Annotated in this window: 17 protein-coding genes; 14 read left to right on the top strand and 3 right to left on the bottom strand. The window is 69.1% G+C overall.

Translation table 11 applies throughout. From position 1 onward, the window contains the following. Nucleotides 1-16: 16 nt before the first annotated feature. Nucleotides 17-757: an alpha/beta fold hydrolase gene (locus ACWEPG_RS04930; RefSeq protein WP_452593992.1), complete on the bottom strand. Its 741-nt coding sequence runs from the start codon at nt 755-757 to the stop codon at nt 17-19. A 76-nt stretch (nt 758-833) separates the two neighbouring features. On the opposite strand from ACWEPG_RS04930, the gene ACWEPG_RS04925 reads away from it, so the two are divergent. Then, a complete protein-coding gene (locus tag ACWEPG_RS04925) occupies nt 834-1529 on the top strand; it encodes a helix-turn-helix transcriptional regulator (RefSeq protein ID WP_452593991.1) in 696 nt (231 codons plus the stop codon). Between the two features lie 302 nt (nt 1530-1831). On the opposite strand, the gene ACWEPG_RS04920 is transcribed toward ACWEPG_RS04925, so the two are convergent. Both ACWEPG_RS04920 and ACWEPG_RS04915 read right to left on the bottom strand, forming a co-directional pair. Continuing rightward, nucleotides 1832-2893, bottom strand: a complete 1062-nt coding sequence (locus ACWEPG_RS04920) for a hypothetical protein (RefSeq protein ID WP_452593990.1) — start codon at nt 2891-2893, stop codon at nt 1832-1834. A gap of 507 nt (nt 2894-3400) precedes the next feature. Continuing rightward, nucleotides 3401-4153, bottom strand: coding sequence for an alpha/beta hydrolase (locus ACWEPG_RS04915; protein WP_450115988.1), 753 nt, complete (start codon nt 4151-4153; stop codon nt 3401-3403). A gap of 382 nt (nt 4154-4535) precedes the next feature. On the opposite strand from ACWEPG_RS04915, the gene ACWEPG_RS04910 reads away from it, so the two are divergent. From ACWEPG_RS04910 to ACWEPG_RS04850, 13 genes are all read left to right on the top strand, one after another. After that, nucleotides 4536-5600, top strand: a complete 1065-nt coding sequence (locus tag ACWEPG_RS04910; protein WP_450116010.1) for a tyrosine-type recombinase/integrase — start codon at nt 4536-4538, stop codon at nt 5598-5600. A gap of 136 nt (nt 5601-5736) precedes the next feature. Next, complete coding sequence (locus tag ACWEPG_RS04905) at nt 5737-6036, top strand: hypothetical protein (RefSeq protein ID WP_450115987.1); 300 nt, start codon at nt 5737-5739, stop codon at nt 6034-6036. 22 nt (nt 6037-6058) lie between these two features. Beyond that, a complete protein-coding gene (locus ACWEPG_RS04900; protein WP_450116009.1) occupies nt 6059-6769 on the top strand; it encodes a response regulator transcription factor in 711 nt (236 codons plus the stop codon). After that, nucleotides 6766-8097 (top strand): sensor histidine kinase, encoded by a 1332-nt coding sequence (locus ACWEPG_RS04895; protein ID WP_450115986.1) that lies wholly within the window; start codon nt 6766-6768, stop codon nt 8095-8097. Before ACWEPG_RS04900 ends, ACWEPG_RS04895 begins: the two co-directional genes overlap by 4 nt. Before the next feature lie 59 nt (nt 8098-8156). After that, entirely contained in the window at nt 8157-8921 is a 765-nt protein-coding gene (locus ACWEPG_RS04890) for a TSUP family transporter (RefSeq protein ID WP_450115985.1), read from the top strand. A 45-nt stretch (nt 8922-8966) separates the two neighbouring features. Then, complete coding sequence (locus ACWEPG_RS04885) at nt 8967-10481, top strand: TldD/PmbA family protein (protein ID WP_450115984.1); 1515 nt, start codon at nt 8967-8969, stop codon at nt 10479-10481. Then, nucleotides 10478-11842: a metallopeptidase TldD-related protein gene (locus ACWEPG_RS04880; RefSeq protein ID WP_450115983.1), complete on the top strand. Its 1365-nt coding sequence runs from the start codon at nt 10478-10480 to the stop codon at nt 11840-11842. The genes ACWEPG_RS04885 and ACWEPG_RS04880 overlap by 4 nt, the downstream gene beginning before the upstream one ends. Next, on the top strand, nt 11839-12228 hold the full coding sequence (locus tag ACWEPG_RS04875) for a YchJ family protein (protein ID WP_450115982.1): 390 nt from the start codon (nt 11839-11841) through the stop codon (nt 12226-12228). The genes ACWEPG_RS04880 and ACWEPG_RS04875 overlap by 4 nt, the downstream gene beginning before the upstream one ends. A 16-nt stretch (nt 12229-12244) precedes the next feature. Beyond that, nucleotides 12245-12790 carry a putative immunity protein gene (locus tag ACWEPG_RS04870; RefSeq protein WP_450115981.1) on the top strand — a complete coding sequence of 182 codons (546 nt, stop codon included), beginning with the start codon at nt 12245-12247 and terminating at the stop codon, nt 12788-12790. Between the two features lie 199 nt (nt 12791-12989). Further along, nucleotides 12990-13169, top strand: coding sequence for a hypothetical protein (locus tag ACWEPG_RS04865; RefSeq protein ID WP_450115980.1), 180 nt, complete (start codon nt 12990-12992; stop codon nt 13167-13169). Beyond that, nucleotides 13166-13783, top strand: coding sequence for an AMIN-like domain-containing (lipo)protein (locus tag ACWEPG_RS04860; protein ID WP_452593989.1), 618 nt, complete (start codon nt 13166-13168; stop codon nt 13781-13783). Before ACWEPG_RS04865 ends, ACWEPG_RS04860 begins: the two co-directional genes overlap by 4 nt. 41 nt (nt 13784-13824) lie before the next feature. Then, nucleotides 13825-15255: a lipase maturation factor family protein gene (locus ACWEPG_RS04855; protein ID WP_450115978.1), complete on the top strand. Its 1431-nt coding sequence runs from the start codon at nt 13825-13827 to the stop codon at nt 15253-15255. A 21-nt stretch (nt 15256-15276) separates the two neighbouring features. After that, a complete protein-coding gene (locus tag ACWEPG_RS04850; protein ID WP_450115977.1) occupies nt 15277-15657 on the top strand; it encodes an RNA-binding S4 domain-containing protein in 381 nt (126 codons plus the stop codon). Nucleotides 15658-15736: the final 79 nt, after the last annotated feature.

Below are 15736 nucleotides of genomic sequence, written 5' to 3'. Positions count from 1 at the left end.
CAGATCTGTCTGCGGTTCAGTTGGCTGGGGAAGTCGCTGCTGCGGCGAGGATGTGGGCGAGGTCGCCAGGGCGGCTCCACATGGGCCAATGCCCGGTCGGGAGGTCGATGAGGTCAACATGGTCGAGGTTTGACACCTCGGCGAACATGGGATGACCCGCGTTGGCCAGCTCCACTATCTGCGCGCTCGGGATCGAGCAGCACACCAGAGTGGTCGGGACCGCCAGACGCGCATCGTTGGTGAGCTCCACTTGCTGGCGTAGCACGGGACCGGGTTCTGGAACGGCCCTGGCTCGAAACCGCTCGAGAGCCTCAGGGCTCAGGCCCTCAAGACTGGCCTGCTCCCCGAGCGTGTCGAAGGGCGGCAGGGGAAACTCGTTCAGATCCTCGGGCGCATCCGGGGCGAAGACACTGCCGGACGCGACGGGCCCACTGTCGACCCACACCACTCGGCGGACAAGTTCAGGATGCTGATCGAGCACAAGGCTAACCGGCGCGTTGGCTCCGCTGTGCGCCACGATGACTACCGGCTGAGCCTCGGAAGCCTCAGCCTGGGTCATAGTCTGCTCGATCGCCGTCGCCTGGTCATCGAGCGTCCTGGACGCCCGCTCGGGGTCCCGCTCATCGAGGCCAGGAAGCGTCATCGGGATGGTTCGCCAGCCGTCAGCGGTCAGGTGTTCGCGCACCTCGTCCCATGCCCAAGCACCTAGCCAATGGCCAGCGATCAGGACGATGATCGGGCTGCTCGCATTGTTCATCACACCACGATGCTCTCAAGCCTCTAGGACAAGAGTATGTCACCATTTCTGACATGATTTTCTGCCGGGGTGGGGGATGAAGCGAACGGAGCGGCTCCACGCCCTGTCCGAGATGCTGAGACGCAGCGGGCCGCGTGGATGCACTGCCGAACGACTGGCAAACGAGTTCGGCGTGTCCGTGCGGACCGTCAAGAGAGACCTCGCCGCACTCGAGAACAGTGGTGCGCCGATCTGGTCGCGCCCGGGCCCCGGAGGGGGCTACGGGCTGGTCGCCCGAGGCACCCTGCCACCGGTCAGCCTGACCCCGGTGCAGGCGGTGGCGCTACTCGCGGCAGTCTCTGCTGCACCCGATGCCCCCTACGCCGATCTCGCCTTGGCCGGCGTTCGGAAGATCATGGACGTCCTCGATCCGCTGACCCGGACGAAGGCCGATGAGCTGGCCAGTCGCGTCTGGGTCGACGCGCCGCCTACTCGGCGCACGATCAAGTCAGCGCTGGAGGAAGCGATGGCCGAGCAACGGGTGGCGCGTATCCGCTACACCTCTCGTGACGGCAACACGACCACCCGCGACGTCGAGCCGGTGATGTTCGCCGCCAGGAACGGCCAGTGGTACCTGATCGGCTGGTGCAGGCTGCGCAGCGATATGCGGTGGTTCCTCGTGTCCCGTGTCGAGCACGCCAGTACCACCAAGATTGCCTGCAGCGGCCATGGCATCGACGAGATCGGAATCCCCCCGGCGACAGCAAGACCCGTGAATGGCCAAGGTGAGTGAGGCACTCGATCAACGTCTCCGGTCAGTACAGCTAGCCGCGCCACCTGCCCCGCTGAACCTGTCCGTCTCCACCATCGTCAAACACGGCGTCAGATCCACCTGAGGGAAGGCCCGCAGACACCGATTCGTCTCACGATGTAGAAGGACTTCTGCCCCATTCGCGCTGCAAGTCCGGGCACTCGACTCAGATGTCCACGTCAGCGACGGCAATGCCGCAGGTGAATCTGCCTTCCGACAAGTCGCGGATCCACCGCCGGTGCGAGCGATCAGGCGCCGCGACCGGCATGATCACGCCGCCGGTCTCAGTCCGAGGCGCGTGAGTCCGGCTCGGCCGGCGCTGCCCGGAGAGCGGCGAGTTGATCGCGGAGCGCGGCCTCCGCGGTGCGCGCCTGACCTGCCTCGACGCGGGACCGTTCGAGTTCGTCGCGGAGGGTGTCCAGTCGCATCCGGGCGTCGACCGCGGCGGCGCGTTCGTGCTCGACCGACTGCTCGAGCCGCGTGATCGTGGTCGCCGCGGCCGTCGCCGCGCTCTCCGCGGCCGACCGGAGATCCACGATGCGCTGGTCGGACACCGCCGTGACCTGGGCGAGGTGGCGGGCGGCGGTCTCGCTCTCCTCGACGGCGCGCTGCTGGGCGGCGGTCGCCGCGAGCTCGGCGACCGTGGCCCGCTGTTCGGCGGACTCGGCACGCGAATCCGACTCGCGCAGCTGTGTTCGCAATGCGTTGATCTCGGCCGCGGCGGAAGACAGTCGGGTGTCGCGGTCAACCTCCAGCGCCGCGATCTGCTCGGCGGTCTCCCCCAATCGGGTTCGGTGGGACCGTTCGAGGTCCTCGATCTCGGTCCGGTGGTCGACGGTGAGCTGTTCGACCTCGGCCCGGTGAGCCCTCAGTGCGTCGACCAGTTCGGCGTCCACAGCCTCGACGGCGGCGTCCGCGTTGGCGCGATCGTCGACGGCCGCGTCGAGCGTCGCGCGCAGCTCCGCCAACTCGGTCTCGTACTTGGCCTTCGTCTGGGCGAGTTCGACGTTCGCGCGGTGCAGTGCGCCGTCGAGTGCCGCGGGGTCGGCCAGCCGGTCGACCGCGGCGGTGATCTGACGGGCCGCGAGCGAGAACTGCTCGAGCGCGCCGTCACTGACCGTCCGCAGTTCGGTCAGGGTGCGTTCGAGGGTGCCGACCGCCTCGCTCGGGGTGGCGGTCGCGACCGCTTCGAGATCGATCTCCTGGCCCTTGGCTTTCTGTCGAGCTCGGAACGCTCGGACCCGATCCGCGTCGCTCGCGTACTTGCGGGGCCGGCCCGGTCGCGGCCGGGACTCGTCGGCGGCGCCGGCCTGTGCCGCGTCGTTCTCGTTCGGTTCGGTTTTCACGGCGTCACCCTCCAAATTGTCTTTTATTACGTTACGTTTCAGGATACGTAACATCGAAAGAAATGAAACAGTGATTCTTGATCGTCATAATCCCCACTTATGGTGAGTTACAAGTCGGGCTCGATCTCGCGCCGAACGCCGCCGAAATCCCGGTCCGAAACCGGTGGGATGAGTGGGCCCGCGGACAGTGGCGCCACGCATCTGCATGGCGACCGACTGCTCCGAGAGTGTGGGCGCCGGCGCAGTCCACCGTTGACACACGTCAACGCGACCTCGGCGACCATTCCCCCGGGATGTCCCACGCGGGTGCTCCCCGCTCGGGTCGAGATCGCCGGGACTGCATCCACTTACCGCAGCCCGAAACGTCACTGTGACGCACCAGCGCTCGAATTTGAGCCGTATCACCAGGCTCGACGTCCGGTTCGGACGCGACAACCACGTGCTTTCCCGGGCCCTGACCGGCAGGAACGTGACCGGTGTCGGCCTCCGACACCGGTCACGTCACTCCTACGCCGCGGCGGCCCGGCCGAGGTGGCGGGCGAAGAACCGGGCCGAGCTTTCTCGCTCGTGGTCCGGCACCTGGTAGTGCCTGCCCGGGTGGGCGTGCAGGGTCTTCTCCTTCGAGGCGAAGGCGTCGAACAACGCGACCCCTGCCGCGCGGTCGAGTTCGCCGTCGTCCCACGGGATCCGGTACTCGACCGGGACCGTGATCCTTCTCGCCGCCTCGATCAGGCTGTCGGTCACGAAGACCCCGCCGAAGCTCACAGCGGCGATCCGGGGTTCGACCGGCGTCAACATCAGTCCGGTCACCACGCCCAAGGTCATGCCGCCGTAGCCGATCGGCGCTGCGGCGCCGATCTCGGGCAGCGCCTGGAGTGCATCGAGGGTGGCCTGCCATTCCGGTACCGCACGCTCTGCGAGCGACAGGTTGTAGTCGATGACGATCGGGGCGATCGGCTCGCGCGATGCCCGGGCACGGTGGATCGCCTCGACCCACCGTTGATCCTGGTGGTTTCGCGGGCGGTCACCGTGTCCGGGCGCGTCAATGGCTGCCACGGTGAAGCCGTCGGTGGTCACGCTGCGGAATGCGCCTGCCACCAACCCCGGGGCCTTCTTGTGCATGCCGCCGCTGTGCCCCGACAGCAGCAGTGGTGCGCCCACGGTTCCGGATGTGGGCGACCAGAGCACGCCGGTGATGTAATCGAGGGTGAAGTGTCGTTCGACGACGCCGTTCGACGATGTCTCAGAGGTGAAGTGCATGGTGTTGCCTTTCGGGAGTGCCTTGTTGTCGAGGCGCTCCCGGCGACACCTACGCCGGTCGCCGAACCGTGAACACGAGTGGGAGCACCCACATGGTTACTGCGTTCATGGGTCTCACCTCCTGGCGTGATGTCACGGTCTCGCGGACGCTATCAACCGACGTCGAGGCTCGTCCAACGAATTTCCGGCCCGCTGACCGACCCCGCACCACGCGACCGCACGCTCCCCTCACGTGTCACCCCGAACCCGTATCGTCACCGAGGTGACGATCGCCGCCGAACCAGAGAAGTGGGATGGGATGGGCGGCGCCGGCGACTCGCCGGTGCGGTCGGGCGCACTGCCGTCGACGGTGACCCCGGTTCCCGAGGACGTCGCGGCGGCAATGCAGCGACTGCGGGCCGAGTCGGTGTCCGCAAACACGCGTGCCGCGCAGATCAGCGACTGGACGATCTTCACCCGTTGGTGCGGACGCGTCGGGCAGCGCCCGCTGCCGGCGACCCCGGAACTGGTCGGCTGGTTCCTCACCGAGAAGTCGACGGAGGTTCGGCCGGACGGGCGGCCCGCGTACGCGCCGTCGACGCTGACGCGGTGGGTGGCGTCGATCAACACGATCCACTCGCTCGCCGGGCACCCGAAGCCGGGCCAGGCGGCCGCGGTGCGGGAGATCCTGCGCGGCATCGCCCGCACCCGCGCCACCCCGCCCGCACGCCGGGAACCGTTGCTGACGGACGACATTCGGATCATCGTCGAGAAGATGCGCGCCGGGTCCTCGGCCGGATCCTGGTCGGACCGCGTCGCGGAGCGTCGGGACTCGGCCCTGCTGTTGATCGGGTTGACCGGGGCGATGCGCCGTTCCGAGCTGGCGGGACTGCTCGTCTCCGACGTCCGGCCACACCGCGCCGACGGGCTCTACGTGACGATTCGCCGGTCGAAGACGGACCAGGCGGCCGCCGGGCGCACCGTCACCCTGCCCTACGGGGCGTCGGCGGTGACGTGCCCGGTGTGCGCGTACTGGCGGTGGCGGGAGGTCGTGGACGGGTGGGACGGCACCGGCCGGGACGGTGTCGCCGCGCTGCTGTCCGGCCCCGACGACGACCACGCCGAGCACCGCTGCCGCGGGATCACCGGGACCCCGGAGTCGGTGGCGCGACCGCTGTTCCGCCGGGTGCACCGTACCGGCGCTCTCGGCGCGGCGGCGCTGTCCGGGCAGGCTGTCGCGTCGATGATCCAGCGTCGGGCCCGGCAGGCAGGGTACGCCGAGGAGTTCGTGGCGATGCTCGGTGGGCACAGTCTGCGGGCCGGGTTCGTCACCCAGGCGGTCCGCAACGCCGCCAGCGCCGAGCAGATCATGACGCAGAGCGGGCACACCGACCAGCGGATGATCGCCCTTTATTCGCGCCAGCACGCGGGCCTGCACGGCAACGCCGTGACCGCGCTCGGGCTCTGACGCGCGGCGCCGACTCTCACAAAGTTCTCAATCGCCCGCAATCGAACCCCCATCTTCCGTACCTAGCCTTGTGTCACAGGCTCTTCGGTAATCGAACATCCTTGAAGGGAAAGATGTTTCGAGGCAGGGAGGCGTCATGTCGAACATTCTGAAGACGAGCCGGGATCGGCACTGCATCACCACGACCACCGCCGAGTTGCGCAGCCGAGGGCTGGCCGTGATCGTCGCGGATGAGCGGAACTGCCGAGAGGTGCTCGTCACCGAGCCCGGCCGCGGGTGGATGGCATCCGTGCTGCCCGGTGCCACGCCCGAAGTCGAGGTCGATGTCCTGTTTTTCGCCACCGAACCGGCGCAGCAGTGGACCGAAGGTTTCCGCGAGTGGTCCGACGCGGTGGAGTGCCTGCTGAACCCCCAGCCGGCAGCCGAGGCCGCATAGCCCGGCGCTGACGGGCGTGGCACTGCAAGATGAGGAAGTGGTTGCCGTCCACAAGGTACTGATCGTCGAGGACGATTCGGACGTCCTGACCGCGCTGCGGCGCGGACTCGAACTGTCCGATTTCGCGGTCTGCACGGCAGCGGACGGGGCGGCCGCTCTGCGTGCCGTCGACGTGCACGATCCGGACCTGATCGTGCTCGATCTCACTCTCCCCGTGCTCGACGGGGTTGGGGTGGTCACCGCGTTGCGCGCGATGAAGAACGATGTGCCGGTGTGTGTGCTGAGCGCACGCAGTGCGGTCGGCGACCGGATCGCGGGCCTCGAGGCAGGCGCGGACGACTACCTGGTGAAGCCGTACGAGTTCGGCGAGCTGGTCGCGCGGATCCGCGCCCTGCTGCGGCGGCGGCCGGGTCCGGTCGACGCACACCCTGGTGGGACGGTCCACGTCGGACCGCTCACGGTCGACCTGTTGGGCCGCAGCGTCGACGTCGACGGCACGACGGTGCAGCTGACCAAGCGGGAGTTCGACCTGCTCGCGGCGCTGGCCGAGAATCGTGGGATCGTGCTCAGCCGGGAAACCCTGCTCGAGTCGGTGTGGGGATACGACTTCGAGACCGAGACGAACGTGGTGGACGTGTTCGTCAGCTACCTGCGGCGCAAGTTGGAGTTCGGCGGCGCACCCCGAGTGCTGCACACCGTGCGCGGGGTCGGGTTCGTCCTCAGAGACGGATGACCACGCACCGGGGACCGGTCTCGCTGCGGCTGCGGGTGACTGCGGCCGCAGCGTTCGGGACCGCGCTGGTCGTGTTGCTGCTCGGTGGGGTCGCCTGGATCGGTATCGAACGCCAGATCACCTCGCAGTTCGACGCCAAGCTCGATTCGGTCACCCAGGTGACGGCGGCGAACCTGACCAGCCTGCGGGTCCTGCAGGGACCGCTGCCGCTGCCACCGGATTACGCGGGCACGCTGCGCGCGGGCGGGCTGGTGGTGTCGACGACCGCCGCGACACTTCCGCCGTCGCAGGCAGGTTGGAGTGACTCGACGGTGGACGGGACGCACTACCGTGTGCGGACGGTCGAGGTGATCAGTGGGCTCGGCGCGACGATCTCGGTCGGTGCGCCGACCGCCCCGGCCCGGTCGACGATCGCCGGGCTGCACCGGTGGACGGTGGTCGTCGGTGTCGGCGCGGTCCTCGTGGCGGCCGCGTTGGGGTGGCTGTTCGCCGGGGTCGCGATCGCGCCGCTGCGCAAGCTCGCGGAACAGACGAGGCGGCTCGGCGTCGATTCCGCGGCGCCGCCGCCACAGGGGTCGGGGGCGCAGGAAGCCGAGGAGCTGGCCGCGGCGCTGCGGCAGCTGCTCGAGGCCAATGCGGCCGAGCGCGCCCGCACGAAGTCTGCGCTGGAGACGGCCCGTGACTTCGCGGCCGCGTCCGCCCACGAGTTGCGGACCCCGTTGACCGCGATGCGCACGAATCTCGAGGTCGCGACGACGATGGACCTGCCTGCGTCCACCCGCCAGGAGATCCTCGCCGACACGTTGCGTACGCAGCGGCGGGCGGAGGCCACTCTCGGTGCGCTGGAACGGCTCGCGGCCGGTGACCTGACGTCGGGTGCCGACTTCGTGCCGGTCGATCTGGCCGAGTTGCTGGACCGAGCCGCGCAGGACGCGACCCGCATCCACAGCGGGGTGGACATCGGCCTGGACGTGCCGTCGACACTGACGGTCATCGGCCTGCCCGCGGGGCTGCGGCTGGCCGTGGACAACGCCGTCTCCAACGCGGTCCGGCACGGCGGGGCGCGGGTGATCGAGATCGGCGCCCGGGACGGTCGCGACGCGGTGTACATCGCGGTGACCGACGACGGCACCGGTGTACCGACGGATGAGCGTGAGGCGCTGTTCGAACGATTCCGCCGCGGCACCACCGCGGCGCCGGACGGCTCAGGGCTGGGCCTGGCGCTGATCCGTCAGCAGGCGCAGTTGCACGGCGGCGCCGCATGGTTCGAGGACAGTCCGCTCGGCGGCGTCCGGCTGGTGTTGAGGCTGCCCCGCGCACCGTCCTGACGGATCGGCCGAGTGCGTCCGCACCGACGTGGCGACCGGGTCTGTGATTGGGTGACCTGGTGCCGTGGACCGACTGGGGTGTGCTGATGGCCGCGGCGATGGCCGCGGGCTGGGTGGACGCCGTGGTCGGCGGCGGCGGGCTGATCCTGCTGTCGGTGATCCTGCTGACCATGCCGCAGATGACGCCGCAGGAAGCGCTGGCCACCAACAAGTTGACGGCTGTCAACGGCACCGCGGCCGCCGTGGTCACGTTCGCCCGCAAGGTCCGGCTCGAATGGCGGCTGCTGGTCCCCGCCGCGCTGCTCGCCGCAGTCTTCTCGGCGCTCGGGGCGGCGACGGTGTCGCTGATCGACAAGGACCTGTTCATCCCGATCATCATGGTGCTGCTGGTGGCGGTGGCGGTGTTCGTGACGCTGCGGCCGACCGTCGGCACCACCCTCGCGAAGCACCGGCCGACGCGACTGAGGGTGATCACCACCGTCTTGGTCGCCGGTGGCGCACTCGGCTTCTACGACGGCCTCTTCGGTCCGGGCACCGGCACGTTCCTGATCATCACGTTCGCGGTGATGCTCGGCACCGAGTTCGTGCGTAGCGCCGCGATGGCGAAGGTGATCAACCTCGGCTCCAATGTCGGTGCCCTGGTGTACTTCGCGGTCACCGGCAACGTCTGGTGGGCTCTCGGGCTGACGATGGCGGCGTGCAACGTGATCGGCGCGGTCCTCGGGGCGCGGATGGCGCTGGCGAAGGGAGCCGGCTTCATCCGGATCGTGCTCCTGGTGGTGGTCGTGGTCATGGTGATCCGGCTGGGTTGGCAGCAGTTGTGAGCGCAGCCTGCGGAGCGAATCGCACCGTTCGGCTAGGTTGACCGGGTGGGAACACACGACGTCGATCCGGATTTCCTGGCGCTGCCACTGGCGGCGCTCACCGACGCGGCACTGTCCGCCGCACACACGGCCGGGGCGAGTCACGCCGACCTGCGGGTCCACCGGTTACGGACCCAGTCGATGCGGTTGCGGGACGGCGCGGTCCAATCCGTGGTCGACGGTGACGAGCTCGGGCTGGCGGTGCGGGTGATCGTCGACGGCACCTGGGGTTTCGCCTCGCACGCCGAGCTGACGGTCGAGGCCGCGGCGCGCACCGCGAACCGTGCGGTGCAGGTGGCGCGGGCGCTGCGTTCCCTGAACCGGGACCCGGTCGACCTGGCCGACGAAGCGGTGTACCGGGACGCGGTGTGGGTCTCCGAGTACGGGGTGGACCCCTTCGCGGTGCCGACCGCAGAGAAGGTCGAGTTGCTGACCGAGTACTCGGGACGGTTGTCCGGGGCGGACGGCGTCGACCACGTGACCGCGAGTGTGCTGCAGGTCAAGGAACAGACGTACTACGCGGATCTGGCCGGGTCACGGATCACGCAGCAGCGGGTGCGGCTGCATCCCGAACTCGAGGCGACGGCGGTCGATGCGGAGGCGGGCAGTTTCGAGACGATGCGCACCCTCGCTCCCCCGGTGGGGCGCGGCTGGGAGTACCTGCGCGGCGACGGCTGGGACTGGGACACCGAGCTGGCCCGGATCCCGGAGTGGCTGGCGGAGAAGGTGAAGGCGCCGTCGGTGACCGCCGGCCCGACGGACCTGGTGATCGATCCGACGAACCTGTGGTTGACGATCCACGAATCGGTCGGCCACGCCACCGAATACGACCGGGCGATCGGCTACGAGGCCGCGTATGCGGGCACGTCGTTCGCGACCCCGGACCAGCTCGGCACCCTGCGCTACGGCACCCCGGTCATGCACGTGACCGCGGACCGCACGCAGCTGCACGGTCTGGCGACCGTCGGCTACGACGACGACGGGGTGTCCGGCCAGAGGTGGGATCTGGTGCGCGACGGGATTCTCGTCGGCTACCAGCTGGACCGGGTGTTCGCGCCGCGGCTGGGGCTGGCACGGTCCAACGGCTGCTCGTACGCGGACTCCCCGCACCACGTGCCGATCCAGCGGATGGCGAACGTGTCGCTGCAACCGGATCCGGAACGGGACGTGAGCACCGAGGAGCTGATCTCCCGTGTCGAGGACGGCGTCTACGTCGTCGGCGACAAGAGCTGGTCGATCGACATGCAGCGCTACAACTTCCAGTTCACCGGCCAGCGGTTCTTCCGGATCCGGGACGGCAAGCTGGACGGCCAGCTCCGCGACGTCGCCTACCAGGCGACCACGACTGACTTCTGGGGGGCGATGGAGGCCGTCGGCGGACCCTCGACGTGGCGACTCGGTGGCGCCTTCAACTGCGGCAAGGCGCAGCCGGGTCAGGTGGCCGCGGTCAGTCACGGTTGCCCGTCGGCCCTGTTCCGCGGCGTGAACGTGCTCAACACCCGTCAGGAGGCCGGCCGGTGATCCCCGCTCAGGAACTGATCGAGAAGGCGTTGTCGCTGGTCACCGTCGACGAGGCGATGGTGATCGTCACCGACGCCGCCGAGACCGCGCTGCGGTGGGCGGGAAGTTCGATGACGACCAACGGCGATTCCCGCTCACGCACCTGGACCGTCGTCGCGATCGTCCGGGACGGTGACCGGGCGCGAGTGGGATCGGTGACGTCGTCGAGCGTCGACCCGGATTCGATCCGGGGTGTGGTGCAGGCGGCCGAGGGTGCGGCGCGCAGCGCCCGCCCCGCCGAGGACGCGATGGAACTCGTGCAGCCCGGCAACGGAACCGACGCCGGCTGGGCCGACGGTCCGGCGGAGACCCGAGTCGAGGTGTTCGCCGGTCTCGCCGACGCACTGACCGCTGGTTTCGACGGTGCGGACCGGTTGTACGGGTTCGCTCACCACCAATTGCATTCCACCTGGCTCGGAACCACGACGGGCGTGCGGCGGCGGTTCACCCAGCCTACCGGTTCGGTGGAGATCAACGGCAAACGTGGGGACGCCAGCGCCTGGGTGGGCGCGGGCACCCTGGACTTCGCCGACGTCGACGTGTCGAACCTGTTGGCGCAGTTGAGTACCCGGCTGGATTGGGCGAAGCGGACGGTGCAGCTCCCTGCGGGACGGTACGAGACGCTGCTCCCTCCCTCCGCGGTCGCGGACCTGATGATCTACCTGATGTGGACGATGGAGGGCCGCGGCGCGCAGGAGGGGCACACCGCCCTGTCGCGGGCCGGAGGCACCCGTGTCGGGGAACGGCTCACCGACATCCCGCTCACCCTGTTCTCCGATCCGCACTCCCCCGGGTTGACGTACGCCCCGTTCGTCGCGACCGCCACCTCGAGCGAGACGGTGTCCGTGTTCGACAACGGCATGGACGCGTCCCGGGTCGACTGGATCCGCGACGGCGTGATCAACGCGCTCGCCTATCCCCGGCACGCGGCCCGCGAGTTCGATGCACCGGTCGCGGTGCCGGGCGACAACCTGCTGCTCACCGGCGGTGGCAAGGGCACACTGGACGAGATGGTCGCCCGCACCGAGCGGGGACTGCTGCTGACGACGCTGTGGTACATCCGCGAGGTCGACCCGACGACGCTGCTGCTGACGGGGCTGACCCGCGACGGTGTGTACCTCGTCGAGGACGGCGAGGTGACCGGCGCGGTGAACAACTTCCGTTTCAACGAAAGTCCCCTCGACCTGCTGCGCCGGGTGACCGAGGCGGGTGCCACCGAGCCGACGCTGCCGCGTGAGTGGAAGGACTGGTTCACCCGCACCGCGATGCCGCCATTGCGGATCCCGGACTTCCACATGTCCTCCGTGAGTGCGGCGCAGTGAGCGTCACCGACGGTTCCCGCTGTCCGTGCCTGAGCGGGGAGACCTACGGGGCGTGCTGCGGCCGGTTCCACTCCGGTGCGGCCGAGGCGCCGACCGCGGAAGCGCTGATGCGGTCGCGGTACTCGGCGTTCGCGGTCGGCGACGCCGACTACCTTCGGCGTACCTGGCATCCGAGCACCCGCCCGCCATCCCTCGACCTGGATCCCGACCAGCAATGGGTGCGCCTCGACATTCTCGGCCGGTCGGGCGGCAGCCCGCTCGAATCCGCCGGGACCGTCGAGTTCGTCGCCCACTACCGGTACGGACGTGAACGCGACTCCCTGCACGAGCACAGCCGGTTCGTTCGCGAGCACGGCCGTTGGCTGTACGTCGACGCGCTGGGCTGACCGGGCGGACGAGTCGATGCCCGACGCGGCCGGTGATTTCGAGCTGACGATCGACGACCTGCGCGTCGTCGCGCGGTTCGCTGCGGAGTGCGCCGACGACCTCCTCCCGGTGTTCGAGGCTGCCGTGCCGGGTGATCGTCGCCCACGTGCGGCACTCGACGCGGCATGGGAATTCGTTCACGGCGCGAACAGGACCAGGCTGCAGCGCGTCACCGCGCTGGACGCGCACCGCGCGGCCAGGGATGCGGGCACCGAGGCCGCTCGTCTCGCTGCCCGGGCCGCCGGTGACGCCGCTGCCGCCGCCTACCTGCACCCGATCGCGAAGGCCACCCAGGTCGGCCACATCCTGCGTGCGGCTGCGAGTGCCGCGCGGGTCGCCGAGTTGATCTCGGGCGGCGATCCTGCGATCGGAGACATGGTGATCGAGCAGGTCCGGCAACGAGCGACGCCGCACCTGGTCGACGTGCTCAGCCGGTATCCGCTCGCCCCGACCGGCAGGAACCGCACGGCGCAGCTCATGAGCGCACTGGACACGTCGCTGCGCGCATCACACCCGAGGTAGCGACACGATCACGTCCAGCGCCCGCTGGTCGAGGATCGGCATCGGTCCTGATGCGTACCGTCCAGGGATGAGCCCGTGCCCGGATCCGTCGATGCGGTGGCGCCACCGACAACCGCGCGAACGATCATGACGCCCGGGGTGATCGGCCACCTGTTCCCGGATGGCTACGATCTGGTGCACACGAGGAGGGGCGGTGGCCATGAGTCGTCCGGTGACTGTTTTCGGGGTGGTGTTGCTCGGGGTGGGTGCCGTCGGCACCCTCGGATCGATCGTGTTCGGGGGCTTGCTCATCGGGCAGTGGGCGATGGCGTCCGCGGTGGTGTTCACGATGGCCGGGGTGGCCGGCGTACTTCTCGTGGGCAGGGGTCAGGAGCCGTGACGGGCACCAGGGACGCAGCGCTTGCCGCAGTCGCTGCGTGTCTGCTCGGCGTTGTCGGATGCGGCGCGGACACCGCACCCAGGTCCGACAACCCCGGATGGGTGAGTCCCGCGCCCGTCGAGCAGTCCGGTCACCTCCGGGTGGGCTCGGCGCCGGAGTCGCCGCCGACGGTGGTCGTGCCGACCTCTGGACCCGATGCCGCCGATCCGGGGCCGTGGGTCTCGACCGCAGCGGTCGCCGAGGTGACGGTCGAGGGGAATCGCGTCGTACTCCGATTCGCCGGCGACGGCACCCTGTTCTGGAAGGTCGGCTACGTCGCCGAGGCCGTTCCGCACGGTGGCGGCGCGCCGATTCCGGTGTCCGGGCGCGCCATCCTGCAGGTGGACATCATGGGCACCGCTGCTGCACCGCCACCCGGCGCGCCCGTCCACGACCGGCGGAATCCCCTGCCGGGACCGCCAGGGTCCGTCGTCACCGAACTGTTCCTGCTTCCGGGTCGCGGTGTGGGTACCGACGCCGTCACCCAGTCGTTCATCGGACTGTCCACCGCACCCGGACCGTTCGCGGTCACCACCGTCGAGGATCCGCCCGGTGTGGTCGTCTCCGTCACCTGAGCACAGACGGAGTACCGTCCGATCTGGGCGCGGTGACGGTGATGGACTGGTTCGGAGTCGGATACCTCGGCCGATGGCTCTTCACGGAAGGGCTCGCGGTCATCTATCTCGTCGCCTTCGTCGCCGCGGCCAGCCAGTTCCGTGCACTACTGGGCAGCGAGGGAATGCTGCCCATCCCCGATTACCTGGCCGCATCGTCGTTTCGCGGGTCTCCGAGCATCTTCCACTGGTACTACTCCGACCGTTGCTATGCGTCCGCGGCCTGGGTGGGTGCCGGGTTGGCGGCCGTCACTGTCGCCGGGGTGACCGCGCGGCTGCCGCTGCCGGTGTCCATGCTGGTGTGGCTGCTGATGTGGGTGCTGTATCTGTCGATCGTCAACGTCGGTCAGCTCTGGTACGGCTTCGGATGGGAGTCGCTGCTGCTGGAGACCGGGTTCCTGGCGATCTTCGTCGGCAATGCGGCGATCGCGCCGCCCGTGGTGGTGATGCTGCTGCTGAGGTGGCTGCTGTTGCGGCTCGAGTTCGGGGCCGGATTGATCAAGATCCGCGGCGATCCGTGCTGGCGCCGGCTGACCTGCCTGTACTACCACCACGAGACCCAGCCGATGCCCGGACCGTTGAGCTGGTACTTCCATCATCTTCCGCGGCCGCTGCACCGGGTCGAGGCGGCGGGCAACCATGTCACCCAACTGGTGGTGCCTTTCCTGCTGTTCGCGCCTCAGCCGGTGGCGGCGGGCGCGGCGACGGTGATGATCTTGACGCAGCTCTGGCTGGTGGCGAGCGGGAACTTCTCCTGGCTCAACTGGCTGGCCATCGTGCTCGCCTGCTCGGTGCTGCCCGACGCGATGCTGGATCGGCTGCTGCCCGTCGAGATTCCCGAGACCTCCCCGGCGCCACTGTGGTTCACGATCGCCACCCTCGCTCTGACGGCGGGTGTCGTGGTGCTGAGCTGGTGGCCGGTCCGCAACATGCTCGGACACCACCAGTTGATGAACGCGTCGTTCAACCACTGGCACCTGGTCAACACCTACGGCGCGTTCGGTTCCGTCACCCGCGTGCGTACCGAGATCGTCGTCGAGGGCACCGCCGACGAGGCGATCACCCCGGCTTCCGAGTGGCGCGAGTACGAATTCAAGGGAAAACCCGGCGACCCGGCTCGGCGGCCGCGTCAGTTCGCGCCGTACCACCTGCGTCTGGACTGGCTGATGTGGTTCGCCGCGATCTCACCCGGCTACGGTGACCGCTGGTTCGGGGGATTCGTGCGCCGCCTGCTCGAGAACGACCGAGACACCCTGAAACTGCTGCGCCGCAACCCGTTCCCGGACGATCCACCCCGGTTCGTGCGGGCCCGGCTCTACGAGTACCGGTTCACCGATCGGCGGACCCGGCGAGCGAGCGGGCGATGGTGGGATCGCGAGCTGCTCGGCATGTGCATGCGGCCGGTGAGCCTGGCACGATTCGGCAGGCCATGAGCCCTCGGTACCCTGGTGGGCGTGTCTGAATCCTCGGGTGTGCGGCTCGACAGCTGGGTGTGGTCGGTGCGGCTGTTCAAGACCCGATCGGCGGCGGCCGCGGCCTGCCGGTCGGGGCATGTCCGCGTGAACGGGGTCTCCGCGAAACCAGCGCAACTCGTCCGGGTCGACGACGAGATTCGGATGCGGGTCGGCGGCCGGGAACGGATCGTGGTCGTAACCCGACTGGTCCGTAAGCGGGTCGGCGCGCCCGAGGCCGCGCTCTGCCTGATCGACAAGTCTCCCCCTCCGCCGCCCCGAGAGGTGTTGCTGGCCGTTCCCCAGCGTGACCGCGGGACGGGCCGTCCGACGAAACGTGAACGGCGAGAACTCAATCGGCTTCGCGGGTTTAACGAAGACTAGCTAACCAATCTGGGCGAATCATCAATTCCGATTCACGGTGTCCGCGAGGGCATTCCGTGTCATGCTTCCGGCCGCCGGT

This window comes from Rhodococcus sp. NPDC004095, assembly GCF_053604015.1.
The sequence above is the reverse complement of the archived record's forward strand: the minus strand, read 5'-3'. Positions and strand labels throughout refer to the sequence as shown.

Coding starts and splice junctions, on each gene's coding strand:
- ACWEPG_RS04930 (WP_452593992.1), bottom strand. CDS start 757: ATGAACAATGCGAGCAGCCCGATCATCGTCCTGATCGCTGGCCATTGG.
- ACWEPG_RS04925 (WP_452593991.1), top strand. CDS start 834: ATGAAGCGAACGGAGCGGCTCCACGCCCTGTCCGAGATGCTGAGACGC.
- ACWEPG_RS04915 (WP_450115988.1), bottom strand. CDS start 4,153: ATGCACTTCACCTCTGAGACATCGTCGAACGGCGTCGTCGAACGACAC.
- ACWEPG_RS04910 (WP_450116010.1), top strand. CDS start 4,536: ATGCAGCGACTGCGGGCCGAGTCGGTGTCCGCAAACACGCGTGCCGCG.
- ACWEPG_RS04905 (WP_450115987.1), top strand. CDS start 5,737: ATGTCGAACATTCTGAAGACGAGCCGGGATCGGCACTGCATCACCACG.
- ACWEPG_RS04895 (WP_450115986.1), top strand. CDS start 6,766: ATGACCACGCACCGGGGACCGGTCTCGCTGCGGCTGCGGGTGACTGCG.
- ACWEPG_RS04870 (WP_450115981.1), top strand. CDS start 12,245: ATGCCCGACGCGGCCGGTGATTTCGAGCTGACGATCGACGACCTGCGC.
- ACWEPG_RS04865 (WP_450115980.1), top strand. CDS start 12,990: ATGAGTCGTCCGGTGACTGTTTTCGGGGTGGTGTTGCTCGGGGTGGGT.
- ACWEPG_RS04855 (WP_450115978.1), top strand. CDS start 13,825: ATGGACTGGTTCGGAGTCGGATACCTCGGCCGATGGCTCTTCACGGAA.